This is a genomic window from Paraburkholderia sp. GAS33 (genome assembly GCF_050436645.1).
Classification (GTDB): domain Bacteria; phylum Pseudomonadota; class Gammaproteobacteria; order Burkholderiales; family Burkholderiaceae; genus Paraburkholderia; species Paraburkholderia phenazinium_B.
Genome location: NZ_JBNDMP010000006.1, coordinates 160,802 through 173,018, shown reverse-complemented (window position 1 = coordinate 173,018; position 12,217 = coordinate 160,802). Strand labels below are relative to the sequence as shown.

The following is a 12,217-nucleotide window of genomic DNA, read 5'->3' as shown; positions in this document are numbered from 1 at the left end:
ACCCCTTACCTGATAATCAAGCCTTGGTCATATCGAACAGCTCGCGCCGCAGCGATGCCGCGCGTTGAGCGCCGAAACGGCGCTCGAAGTCGTCCTGCGCCGCGTGCCAGCAAACGCGCGCGGCCGCGAGTTTCGCCTCACCGGCCTCGGTCAGGCTAAGCGCCAGTTCCCTGCCCTTCGCTGCCGCGCTGCGACTCTGCAACAGGCCATCGCGCTGCAGCGGCTGGATCGCACGCACCAGCGTGGTCCGTTCCATCACCATCTGATCCGCCAATACCTTCATCGTCATCGACGCCGCGCGACTGATCCGGCTCAGGATCGAGAACTGCGTGATCGTCAAACCAACCTCGGTGAGATGCCGGTCATAAAGCTGCGACACGTAGCGAGCGGCCTGGCGAATTGCGAAACAATCGTCATCGGGGAACACCTGCATCTCGTCGATCCTGATTCCAAGTGCATACGCACTTACAAGCATAAAAGATGATCGCCAACCTTACAGCCTTGCAGCGCTAACGTGCGTGTCTGGCGGCCGCTTCACTCAGCGGTCATACCGAACAGTTCCGCCCGCAACGCCTTCGCCCTCGCGTGGCCGAACTTTCCTTCGAACTCGGCTTGTGCGTTGTGCCATGCCGCGGCGCCCTGCGCGAAGGTCGCCTTGCCCGCTTCCGACAAGCTGAGCAGATAGGTCCGCCCATCGTGCTCCGATGCTTCGCTAACCACCAAACCATCGCGCTGCAGCGGTTTGAGCGCTCGCACCAGCGTTGTGCGGTCCATCACCATCGAATCGGCCATCTCGACCATGGTGGCCGGTGCCCGCCGCGCCAGCTTCGCCAGAATCGTGAACTGCGCAGCCGTCAGCCCCACCTCGCCGAGATGGCGCTCGTAAAGCTGCGTCACATAGCGGGCGGCTTGCCGCAGCGCGAAGCAATTGCACTCGTCGTAAGAGATAGGTCGGGTCATGAGAGCGAGTCTATATGTGCGTACACACAGAGTCAAGAAGCAAGCAAATCGAAAACTTCTTGTAATCTCCCCGAATACGTTATTACAATATCTTACAAATCGATTCACCGGGGTTAGAACGGCTTGGGCACTTGTTTGAGCGCCCGCTTACCGCCGTTTCTATGTATCAAAAAAGACGCGAGGGGCTAACACGTCATGACAACGGTAACCAGCAACACCGCTTCCAGTTCAGCGAGCGCGGCACTCCAGGAAGCCGCGCAATCGATCATCAGCGGCTCGACCAACTCGACTACTGACGTGAACGCCCTCGTCACAGCGCTCGTCAATGCGAAAGTGGCCGGCAAAACGGCCATGCTCGCCAGCCAGGCGACGCGCGACAACAATCAGTTGACCGCACTCGGCACATTGAAGTCGGTCCTCTCGCTGATGCAAAGCGCCTTGACGCCGCTCGCAAACGGCACCGCCTTCTCGAGTTTCACGGCCACCACCAGCGGCAAGGGGCTCACCGCCACTGCCGGCAAAGGCGCTGTGGCTGGAAGCTACACGGTCGACGTCGACAACATTGCCTCCTCGCAGTCCATCACCTCGGGCGCGTTCAGCAGCAAAGAGGCGCTCGGCTCTGGCTCGCTGAAGATATCGTTGGGCGGCAACAGCACCACGATCAATATCGAACCGGGCAAGAGCACGCTTGCCGATATTGCCGCGGCTATCAACTCGGCATCCGGCAATCCGGGCGTGTCGGCCACGGTCGTCAACGGCGTGGACGGTACGCATCTGTTGCTGCACTCTGCCTCCACAGGGCTGGCTAACGGCATCAACGTGCAGGTCACCTCTAGCGACGCTGAACTCAACAAGCTAAGCGTCAAAACCAGCACCTCGACCACGACGCCTGCCACCACGGTAGTAGACGATTCGGGCAACTGGAAGCAAAGCGTTGCCGGCCAGGACGCGCATTTCAGTATTTCCGGCATGGCGATCGCGAGTGCGAGCAATACCGTCACCTCGGCGATCGACGGCTTGACGCTGAACCTCTCCGACGATGCCGTAGGCAACCCGCAGACGCTGACGATCGCGCAGGACGTCACCGATCAGAAGACCGCCATTGGCGCGTTCGTCACGGCGTACAACAACTTCGTCACCGCGGCGGCTTCGTTCACGGGTTTCGATGCAACGAAGGCGGCCGGTTCCCAGGGTAGCGTGCTGCTCGGCGACTCGACGCTCAACGCGATCCGCAACACGCTCTCCGGCGCGATGAGCGGCGGCGTGAAACAGGGCAGCGGCGCGGCGAATCTCGCAGGGATCGGCATCACGTTTCAGAAAGACGGCACGCTCAAGATCGACGATGCCAGACTGACTAGCGCGTTGAGCAACGACTCGACAGCGGTCTCAGCGCTCTTCAATTCGAAGACCGGTCTGGCTGCGTCGCTGGACACGTCGCTTACGTCGTTCCTGAAGACCGGCGGTTTGCTCGATACGCACTCCGCAGCGCTCACTACTGATCTGAAATCGCTGACCACCCAGCAGGACCAGCTCACCGATTACACGGACAAGCTCACCAAGCGGTATGAGGCGCAGTTCACGGCGCTCAATCAGTTGATGGCGCAGACCAGCCACAACGCAGACTATCTGACCGCGTTGTTTGGCGGGAAGAATAGTGATGGGGCGCTGGCGAATAACAAGTAGGTCGCCAACCGCACACCTCACCCCCGCGACAAGACAGCCTGCAAAAAAGCCTGTGTCCGCGGTTGAGTCGGCGCCGAGAAAATCTCCGAGGGCGGACCGGCTTCGACAATCACGCCGCCGTCCATTACTACGACGACGTCGGCGACTTCTCTCGCGAAGCCCATTTCGTGCGTGACGACTACCATCGTCATACCTTCGCTAGCCAGCAGTTTCATCACCTGTAGCACTTCCCCAACCAGTTCCGGGTCAAGCGCCGAGGTGGGCTCATCGAACAGCATCACACGCGGCTGCATGGCGAGAGCGCGCGCAATCGCGACACGTTGCTTCTGGCCACCCGAAAGACTGGCGGGCATCGCATCGGCCTTATGTGCAAGGCCAACCTTCTCAAGCAACGCCAGCGCCGCGGCGTCAGCATCGCCTTTGCTCAAACCGCGCAACATGCGCGGCCCCACCGTAATGTTATGCAGTACGGACAGATGCGGAAACAGATTGAACGACTGAAACACCATACCCACTTCAGCACGCAACGCATTGAGCGAGCGCTCCTTGAGCATGACGCCGTGATCCACCAGACGATGTCCGCAAATATCGACGGTACCCCCCTCGGCCTGCTCGAGCCCATTGCAGCAGCGCAGAAACGTGCTCTTGCCCGAGCCGCTCGGCCCGATCACGACCACCACTTGCTGCGGCTGAATGTCGAAGTCGATGCCGTCCAACACCACATGCGAGCCAAACGATTTGGTCAGTCCGCGAATCTGAACGATAGGTTGCGATGCGTCGTTCATTGCACCATGCCCCCTGCGCGCAGATGGCGTTCGACGCGATGCAGCGCGTAATGCGTCGCCTGGGTCAACACGAGATAGACCAGCGCAATGACGAGATACACCTCGAGCGAACGATACGACACGCTGATGATCTTCTGTCCTTCATGCATGAGATCGTCGATCGTCAGCAGCGAAACCAGCGCCGAGTTCTTGATCAGCGCAATGAACTCGTTGCCGAGCGGCGGGATCATCCGCACCACGGCCTGCGGGAGAATGATGGCGCGCATCGCCTGCCCCGACGACATGCCGATCGAGCGTGCCGCCTCCATTTGCCCGCGGTCCACGGATTGAATCGCCCCGCGTACGATCTCGGACACATACGCAGCCGAATACAGCCCAAGCCCAAGCACGCCGCACACGAACGCAGGCAACAGGATGCCGAACTGCGGCAAGCCGAAGAACAGCAAAAACAGTTGCACGAGCAACGGCGTACCGCGAAAGAACGTCAGATATGCGGTGCAAAACCCATACAGCACGCGGCGTTTCGGCGTAAGCCGGCCAATGCCGATAAGAAGTCCGAGCACACAACTCAGCGCGAGCGCCGCGGCAGTCACTTCCACCGTAACGAGCGCACCGTGTGCGATGTCGCTCCAGCCTGCGACGACCGGCGAGAAATCGAGTTCCATCTGGATGGCTTAGCCGTTTACTGTGCGTCGGCGCCGAACCATTTGTGGACAATCGCCGTGTAGGTGCCGTCCGCCTTGATCTTCGCAAGCGCGGTGTTCAACGCGGTCTTCAGTTCAGGCTCGTCCTTACGGACCGCAATGCCGTATTGCTCGGTGGTGAGCTGCTGGCTGATCACGCGAAAACCGCCGCGCGCTTTCGCCAGTTGATAAGCAGCGGGCTTGCCGGTGACGGCAGCGTCGACGCGGCCAATGCCGACCAGATCGAACATCTCCTGATTCTTCTCCACCTCGACGCGCTGCACTTGTGGGTAGTTGTCACGCAGGAAGTTGACCGACTTCGTGCCCACCTGCACCGAGATCTTCTTGCCGTTCAGGTCGGTGAGTGCCTTGATGGGCGAATCGGTTTTCACCAGCGCGACGAGACCACCTGCATAGTATGGCTCGGTGAAGTCGACCACTTTGGCGCGCTCGTCCGTGATGTAGATCGCCGAAATCGCAATGTCGAAGCGGTGCGCAATCAGACCCGGAATCAGGCCTTTGAAGTCGATATCGGTCCACTGCACGGTCTTGCCCATCACCTTCGCCAGCGCATTCATGATGTCGATATCGAAGCCGGTACGCGCGCCGTTTTCGGTGAACTCCATCGGCGGGAAGGTGGCGTCGGTGGCGACCTGCAGCACGTTGGCGCCTTGCGCGGAAGCGGTCCCGGAGAAACCGGCGAACGTGACGGCGAGCGCGAAACACGTGAGAGACAACAGGCGATGCAGCTTCAAGGCGGCGCTCCTTAAGAGGATCAATCAAAGGCTCGATGCAAGGATCAATGCGACGCTCGATTCACTCAAGCGGCAGCACGCTCACCCCCACTTCAACACGATGCGCCCCGCCACCGAGAATCATCCCGCGCAACAAGGATACATCGCTGTAATCGCGGCCAATGGCCAGCGTCACGTGATCCATATCGGCCAGCACGTCATTGGTAGGATCGAGATCGATCCAGCCGCTGCCGGGGCAATGCACCGACACCCACGCATGCGACGCATCCGCGCCAATCAGGCGCGGTTGTCCGGGCGGCGGATCGTTGCGCAGATAGCCGCTGACGTAGCGCGCCGGCAACCCAAGTGAGCGCAGACAGCCGATCATCACCTGCGCAAAATCCTGGCACACGCCGCTCTTGAGTTCGAAGGCGCGCTCGGCCGGCGTATCGAACATCGTCGCCGAAGGCTTGTAGTCGAAGTCCTCGTAAATGCGATGCATCAGGTCGATCGCTCCTGCTGCGATCGGCGTGCCGGGCGCGAAGCTCGGCAGCGCATAGGCACGCAATACGGGCCGCAGCGTGATATTCGGCGAAGCAAAACAGAACTCGACTTCGGGCCGGAATTCGCCGCCCACGCGAAAACGCAGCGCTTCGGCCACCTCGTCCCAGGCCGGCGTGGTGTCCGGATCGAGTTGCGTCCAGCGCGGCGTCAGTTCCACGGTCGTTTCGCTGATCATTTGCAACCGTTCGTGCGGCGCATCGAGCGTGAAGTACAGCACATCGTTGCCGAATGCGTCGACCCGGCTATGCAGATACGACGGCTGCGGTTCGATCGTCTCCTCGTGCGAGATGACACGCTGCCACTCGCACTCCAGCGGCCGGATCGTCGCCAGATGCTGGGCGGTCTCGACGAACGTCGAATAACGATAAGTGGTGCGATGCGAAACCGACAGGATGGTCTGCGCGGTCTTCATGACGATACCTGCGAAGCGAGCGTGTTGGCGTGGCTGAAATAGCGCGCGCTGATTTCATTGGCCGCCGCGGCGGCAAAGGTGCCGAGTTCGTCGCACACCTGGATCAGTGCGACATAGGCGCCGTTTTCATCCGTTTCGCACAGGCTTTCGAGCGATGGCAGCGTGCCGGGCGGCGGCATCAGATCGACAAACGAGCGACTCCGGGCGCTGCCCGCCGCAATCGAAATCTCGTCGAGCTTGCCGCACAGGCGCTCGTAGACCCCGTATAAACCACGCGGATTGGTCGGCTCGACCACCAGCAGATCGATTAGCGCCGGAACTTCGAGACGCCCCGGATAGAGCGAGCGATACGTGAGCGTGCTGTCGAAAAGCTGCAGCAGCAGATCGAATCCGGCGGGCGTCGCAAGCTGTCCTTTGTCGGCTACCACGCGCAGGATCGACGTCATCGCCGCGACCCGCTCGATATGCCGGCCGGCGAACAACAGACGCCACGCTTCGTCGCGCGTCATGCGGTCGCCTTGCGCGCCGCTGATCGCCGAGAGCTGGGTCGCGAGGTGTTCGAGCGCATCCATCAAGGTAACGCGGTCATAACGGTCATAGCGTCCGCTGCCGGCCGACGCGGCGACGCCGTTCGCACCATTGCCGCCCGTCTGCGGCACGCTCGCCGGCATAAGCCTCTGCAACGCGTCGCGGAAATCGTTGCGAGCGGCGAGAATCGTGCGCCAATGATCATTCGACAGGCGGCCACGAATCTCGCCACTCGCCCGCGCCTGCGCCGACAGCACCTGGCCGATGCTGGCCGCGCCATTGGCCTCGTGCAGATTGGCCACCAGCGTCCGCTCGAAGGCCTGCAGCGAATCCTCGGCGCGCACGTCGCCGGATTGCACCAGGCCGCAGTACAAGGCCAGTTCGACCAGCGTCTCGAACATCGCGTCCGCGTCGGCGCTTTCGAGCGAGCCGAGAATCAGGCGCAACAGCCGCACGTTGTTTTCAGCGCGCTCGCTATAGCGGCCGGCCCAGAACAGATTCTCCGCGGCACGGCTCGACACCGTACGATGCTTGCGCGCGAGATCGGCGGGCTGCATCGGCGATGGCAACAGCGTGAATGTGGAGATCGGCTGGCTCGATAGCACCCACGTGTCGACGCTGCTGCCGCCGAACTGCATCGAGACGGTAGCCTGCCGTTCCGCCGCGAGGCGCGTGAAGCCGCCAGGCATCACATGCCAGCCGCCGTCGAAATCCGCGATGGCATACACGCGCAGCACCGACGGCCGGCGGCCAAGCGTGCCGTCCTCGAAACGAGGCGTGCACGAATACGGCAACGGAAGCTGGATCGTGAAGTTATCGGGCAGCGCTTCAATACGGCTGCGCCACGCTTCGAGATTCTGTAGACCTTGCTCCAGTCCAGGTGGACTGTCGCGCCGCGCCGCGGGCCAGGTCGGCACGAGAAAGGCTTCATCCAGCCGCCTGAAGGCGTGCTCGCGAGCCGCTTCCTCGCCGCACCACCACGTCGGCACGCCCGGCAGCAGCAGATCTTCGCCCAGCAGCGCCTCGGCGATGCCCGGCAGAAAGCCGTGCAACGCGGGCGATTCGACGAAGCCCGAGCCCGGCACGTTCGAGACGATCACGTTACCTGCCCGCATCACCTGCAACAGGCCAGGCACACCGATGCTCGAATCCGCGCGTAGCTCGACCGGATCGCAAAACGCGTCGTCGAGGCGGCGCAGCACCACGTGCACGCGCTCGAGTCCTGCGAGCGTCTTCAGATACAGCTTGTCGTCGCGCACCGTGAGGTCTTTGCCCTCGACGAGCGTCACGCCCAGGTAGCGCGCCAGAAAAACATGTTCGAAATAGGTTTCGCTGAACGGCCCTGGCGTGAGCAGTGCGATATGCGGGGAACTGTCCGCGGCGTCACCATGCATCACGGCGCGCGCCGACTCCACCAGCGTGGCGATCAGTTGCGAATAGGTCGGCGCGAGCCGGTTCACATGCAGCGAGCGGAACGGCTCGGCAAACTGGCTCGAAACGATCAGCCGGTTTTCCAGCGCGTAGCCGAGGCCCGACGGCGCCTCGGTACGATGCGACATCACGGTCCAGTTGCCGTTAGACGCACGCGCCAGATCGACGGCGACAACGTGCAGATACTGGCCGCCCGGAGGCGTAAAGCCGCGCACGGAACGCAGATAACCCGGATGGCCGAACACCAGCGCCGGTGGCAACTGCCCATTCTGCAGCAGGGTCTGTGGGCCATAAACATCGGCCACCACCGCGTTCAGCAACTGCGCACGCTGCATCACGCCCTGCTCGATTTCGGCCCACTCGGCCTCGCCAATCAGTAACGGTAAAAGATCAAGCGCCCACGGCCGTGGCTCGCCCTTGTCCGCGTAGACGTTGTAGCTGATGTCGTTATCGCGGATCTGCTGCGCGACCGAGGCGGTGTTGTTTTCAAGCCTGGCGATACCGTCTTCGCCTAGCAGATCGAAAAACTGCCGCCACGGTTCGCGCAACGCCCCGGACGAATCGAGCAACTCGTCCCAGTGCCCATCGCGGACCGGCAGCACCCGCAGGAGCGACAGCGCATCCGCGTGAGCCGCGGTTGCCTCAAAGGGAAAAGTCGATTGAAAGGCCAAGGTCGTGTCAGGTTAATTGTTTTCAGATCACCAGTAGCGTAAGTCCAGCGTGAACGGGAATTCCAGGCTGCGTTGCGGCGCTTCGGCCACGAGCGGCCCAGGTGTATGACCCATCGTGAAGAAGCGCGCGCGCCGCCGGCTTTCGGCCTCGTACGCGTTGACCGGGAAGGTCTGGTAATTGCGCCCACCCGGATGAGCCACATGATACTGGCATCCGCCTATGGATCGCCCAGTCCAATTGTCAACAAGGTCAAAAACCAGCGGTGCGTCGACGCCAATCGTCGGATGCAAGGCCGACGGTTGCGACCACGCGCGATAGCGTACGCCGGCCACGTACTCGCTGACACGGCCCGTGGGCTGCAGCGGCAACGGCACGCCGTTGACCGTCACGACGTGGCGGTTCTCGTTCAGGCCCAGTACGCGCACTTCGAGCCGCTCCACCGACGAATCGACATAACGCACCGTACCGCCGGGCGCCCCCTCCTCGCCCATCACATGCCACGGTTCGAGCGCACTGCGGATGGACAGCGTCACGCCGCTGGTGGTGGTTTCGCCCACCAGCGGGAAACGGAACTCGAAATGCGGCGCGAACCACGAGCGGTCGAACGCGTAGCCAGCCTCGGCCAGGTCCGCGAGCACGCCGTCGAAATCCATCTGCACGAACGTGCCGAGCAGGAAACGGTCGTGCAGTTCCGTGCCCCAGCGCGTGAGCCGCGCGGTGTACGGCGTCTTCCAGAAGCGCGCCACCAGTGCGCGCAGCAGCAACTGCTGGACCAGGCTCATGCGCGCATGCGGCGGCATTTCGAAACCGCGCAGTTCGAGCAGACCGAGACGGCCGGTCGGGCCATCGGGCGAATAGAGCTTGTCGACGCAGAACTCGGCGCGGTGCGTGTTGCCGGTGACGTCGATCAGGATATTGCGCAGCGAGCGGTCGATCATCCACGACGGCAGTTGCCCGCCCTCGCGGCCGCCGAGCAGGTCGATCTGCCGCTGCAGTTCCCGGAACGCGATCTCCAGTTCGTAGACCTGGTCGTTGCGCGCCTCGTCGACGCGTGGCGCCTGGCTGGTCGGTCCGATAAACAGGCCCGAGAACAGATACGACAGCGAAGGATGGTTGATCCAGTACGCCACCAGGCTAGCAAGCAGATCCGGCCGGCGCAGGAACGGACTGTCCGCCGGCGTCGCGCCGCCGAGCACGAAGTGATTGCCGCCGCCGGTGCCGGTGTGGCGGCCGTCGGTCATGAACTTCTCGGTGCTCAGATAGGTTTCGTGCGCCGACTGATAGAGGTACTCGGTGTGATCGACCAGCTGATCCCAGCTCGAAGCCGGGTGGATGTTCACTTCGATCACGCCCGGGTCCGGCGTCACCTGCAGCAACTTCAGACGCTGATCGCGCGGCGGCGGATAGCCTTCGATGACGATCTTCATGCCCAGTTCGGCGGCGGTCGCTTCGACGGCGGCCAGCAGATCCAGGTAGTCGTCGAGTTCGGTCAGCGGCGGCATGAAGACGTGCAACATCTTGCGACCGCTGCCGAAGGTTTCGGTTTCGACCTTCGGACCGGCTGCGCGGGCCGGGTCGCGCGCTTCGACACACAGTGCGGTGCGGGTGATCCAGCTTGCCGATTCACCGCGTTCGGGCACGCGCAGGGAGGCGCGTGAGGCGTCTGAAGCGTCGGCGCCAATGCCGGTGCCCGTGCCCGTGCCTGTACCGCCAAGACCGCTGCCGGCTGTGCCCAACGCCGCAGCGCCGCTAACGCCACCATGGCCCGCTGCGCCCTGGCCGTCCGCCGCGTTAGCATCTGCGCCAGAAGCACCGCCCGCACGTCCCGCCCCACCCGTGCTGCCTTCATACTGCATGCGCAACTGCGCCGCGCTGCGCAGCGGCGCAGGCGGCGCGAACGGATCGTGCGCGTGCTGGTACGGATAGTCCGTCTCCGAGACCCACGGCAGCGCATCGAGCGGCAGGCGGTAGCCCATCGGCGAATCGCCGGGGATCAGATACATCCGGTCTCCGCGGAAATACCACGGCCCGGTGACCCAACGCGGCCCTTGCAGCGGTAGATCACGTTCGCGCGACAGCGGCAGCACATAGCCCGTCACCGACGCCAGCCCGCTGTCGTACACACGTCGCAGGCGCACGCGCTCCATCTCGTCGTCCAGACGCGATTCGAACGGATCGACGTTGACCGGCAGGCGACGCTCGCGCCACAGGTAGTACCAGGTGTCCTCGTAACCAGGCTTGATGAACTGCGTATCAAGCGCGAGCTTGCCCGTCAGGTGGGTCAGGAAACGCCTTGCATCCTCGGCGGTATAGCTGCCCGGCTCGCGCTCGTCGGCGAACAGCGTGTGGTCGTGCCAGCACGGCTCGCCATCTGCACGCCAGTACAGCGACAGCGCCCAGCGCGGCAGTTGCTCGCCCGGATACCACTTGCCCTGACCAATGTGCAGGAAGCCATTCGCGCCATACCGCGCGCGCAGCTTGTCCATCAACCCGACCGCGTAGCTGCGCTTGGTCGGCCCGAGCGCGTCTGTATTCCATTCCGCGGCGTCGCGGTCGCGCACCGCGACGAAGGTCGGCTCGCCGCCCATCGTCAGGCGCACGTCCATGGCCTCCAGTTCGCGGTCCACGTGCGCGCCCATCTGCAGCACGTCGGACCACACTTCCTCGGTGTACGGCTTGGTGACGCGCGGGGTTTCCAGCACCCGCTGAATCGACATCGTGTGCTCGAACTCGACTTCCGACTCGTCGACCGCGCCCGAAATCGGCGCGGCGCTGCCCGGTTCCGGCGTACAGGCGACGGGAATGTGTCCCTCGCCCGCCAGCAGACCCGAGGTCGGGTCGAGGCCGATCCAGCCCGCGCCCGGCAAATACACTTCACACCACGCGTGCAGGTCAGTGAAGTCGATTTCGGTGCCGCTCGGGCCGTCCAGCGACTTGGTATCCGGCGCCAGTTGCAGCAGATAGCCGGACACGAAGCGCGCCGCGAGCCCCAGTTGGCGCAGTGTCTCGACCAGCAGCCAGCCCGAGTCTCGGCACGAGCCGGCAGCCGTGGTGAGGGTCTCTTCGGGCGTCTGCACGCCAGGTTCCATGCGGATCAGGTAACGAATCTCGCGCTGCAACCGCTGGTTGATCTCGACCAGAAAATCCGCCGTGACCTTGGGCGAGCGGTCGATGCTCGCCACGAATTCGGCAAAGCGCGGGGTCGGCTCACGCTTGACCAGATACGGCGCCAGCTCGGCTGCGAGGCCAGGCGCGTACTCGAACGGGAATTTCTCGGCGGACGGCTCGAGGAAAAAGTCGAACGGGTTATAGACGGCCATTTCGGCCACCAGGTCTACCGTGATCTTGAACTCGCGGGTCTTCTCGGGAAACACCAGCCGCGCCTGGTAGTTGGCGAAGGCATCCTGCTGCCAGTTGATGAAATGCTCGGCCGGTTCGACGCGCATCGAATAAGACACGATCGGGGTACGGCAATGGGGCGCCGGACGCAGCCGCACGACTTGCGGCGACAGTCCGACGAGGCGGTCATAACGATAATGTGTGACATGGTTCAGCGCGACACGTATAGACACACCTGACTCCTGGGCGAAGAATGGCAGCCCGCCAAAAAGCAAGCTTCATGCCGTTGGTAGAAAAACTTTCCGGGTTCGGTCCTGATTCGACCCGGGTTTGGCCTGCCGGCCTAAAAACACACCCTGCACGCATCGCAGTGGACGTGGCAGCCTTCGCGAGCCCGCGCGCGAGCGTCGAACGCCCTTCGCCAGC

The 12,217-nt window shown here is 63.1% G+C and carries 9 protein-coding genes; 1 reads left to right on the top strand and 8 read right to left on the bottom strand.

Annotated elements, in window-relative coordinates; translation table 11 throughout:
• Window positions 1–16: 16 nt before the first annotated feature.
• Together P3T24_RS20230 and P3T24_RS20225 are read right to left on the bottom strand one after the other, a co-directional pair.
• Window positions 17–433, bottom strand: coding sequence for a MarR family winged helix-turn-helix transcriptional regulator (locus P3T24_RS20230; RefSeq protein WP_429409079.1), 417 nt, complete (start codon window positions 431–433; stop codon window positions 17–19).
• Between the two features lie 101 nt (window positions 434–534).
• Complete coding sequence (locus P3T24_RS20225) at window positions 535–960, bottom strand: MarR family winged helix-turn-helix transcriptional regulator (RefSeq protein ID WP_429437143.1); 426 nt, start codon at window positions 958–960, stop codon at window positions 535–537.
• A 195-nt stretch (window positions 961–1,155) separates the two neighbouring features.
• Here P3T24_RS20225 and fliD point away from each other — a divergent pair, with 195 nt between their 5' ends.
• Window positions 1,156–2,643 (top strand): flagellar filament capping protein FliD, encoded by a 1,488-nt coding sequence (gene fliD, locus P3T24_RS20220; protein WP_429437140.1) that lies wholly within the window; start codon window positions 1,156–1,158, stop codon window positions 2,641–2,643.
• A gap of 17 nt (window positions 2,644–2,660) precedes the next feature.
• Here the strand turns inward: fliD and P3T24_RS20215 are convergent, their stop codons facing one another.
• From P3T24_RS20215 to P3T24_RS20190, 6 genes are all read right to left on the bottom strand, one after another.
• The gene (locus tag P3T24_RS20215; protein WP_429437138.1) at window positions 2,661–3,428 is read right to left on the bottom strand and encodes an amino acid ABC transporter ATP-binding protein; all 768 of its coding nucleotides are present in this window, start codon (window positions 3,426–3,428) and stop codon (window positions 2,661–2,663) included.
• Entirely contained in the window at window positions 3,425–4,093 is a 669-nt protein-coding gene (locus P3T24_RS20210) for an amino acid ABC transporter permease (protein WP_074267717.1), read from the bottom strand. Before P3T24_RS20210 ends, P3T24_RS20215 begins: the two co-directional genes overlap by 4 nt.
• A gap of 17 nt (window positions 4,094–4,110) precedes the next feature.
• Complete coding sequence (locus P3T24_RS20205; RefSeq protein ID WP_429437136.1) at window positions 4,111–4,866, bottom strand: transporter substrate-binding domain-containing protein; 756 nt, start codon at window positions 4,864–4,866, stop codon at window positions 4,111–4,113.
• A 61-nt stretch (window positions 4,867–4,927) separates the two neighbouring features.
• The gene (locus P3T24_RS20200) at window positions 4,928–5,821 is read right to left on the bottom strand and encodes a transglutaminase family protein (protein WP_429437133.1); all 894 of its coding nucleotides are present in this window, start codon (window positions 5,819–5,821) and stop codon (window positions 4,928–4,930) included.
• On the bottom strand, window positions 5,818–8,451 hold the full coding sequence (locus P3T24_RS20195; RefSeq protein WP_429437132.1) for a circularly permuted type 2 ATP-grasp protein: 2,634 nt from the start codon (window positions 8,449–8,451) through the stop codon (window positions 5,818–5,820). Before P3T24_RS20195 ends, P3T24_RS20200 begins: the two co-directional genes overlap by 4 nt.
• A gap of 27 nt (window positions 8,452–8,478) precedes the next feature.
• Window positions 8,479–12,024, bottom strand: coding sequence for a DUF2126 domain-containing protein (locus P3T24_RS20190; RefSeq protein WP_429437130.1), 3,546 nt, complete (start codon window positions 12,022–12,024; stop codon window positions 8,479–8,481).
• Between the last annotated feature and the right edge of the window lie 193 nt (window positions 12,025–12,217).

What these genes read in the sequence shown, in the direction of transcription:
- fliD (WP_429437140.1), top strand. Translation starts at nt 1,156, where the DNA reads ATGACAACGGTAACCAGCAACACCGCTTCCAGTTCAGCGAGCGCGGCA.
- P3T24_RS20200 (WP_429437133.1), bottom strand. Translation starts at nt 5,821, where the DNA reads ATGAAGACCGCGCAGACCATCCTGTCGGTTTCGCATCGCACCACTTAT.
- P3T24_RS20210 (WP_074267717.1), bottom strand. Translation starts at nt 4,093, where the DNA reads ATGGAACTCGATTTCTCGCCGGTCGTCGCAGGCTGGAGCGACATCGCA.
- P3T24_RS20225 (WP_429437143.1), bottom strand. Translation starts at nt 960, where the DNA reads ATGACCCGACCTATCTCTTACGACGAGTGCAATTGCTTCGCGCTGCGG.
- P3T24_RS20230 (WP_429409079.1), bottom strand. Translation starts at nt 433, where the DNA reads ATGCAGGTGTTCCCCGATGACGATTGTTTCGCAATTCGCCAGGCCGCT.
- P3T24_RS20215 (WP_429437138.1), bottom strand. Translation starts at nt 3,428, where the DNA reads ATGAACGACGCATCGCAACCTATCGTTCAGATTCGCGGACTGACCAAA.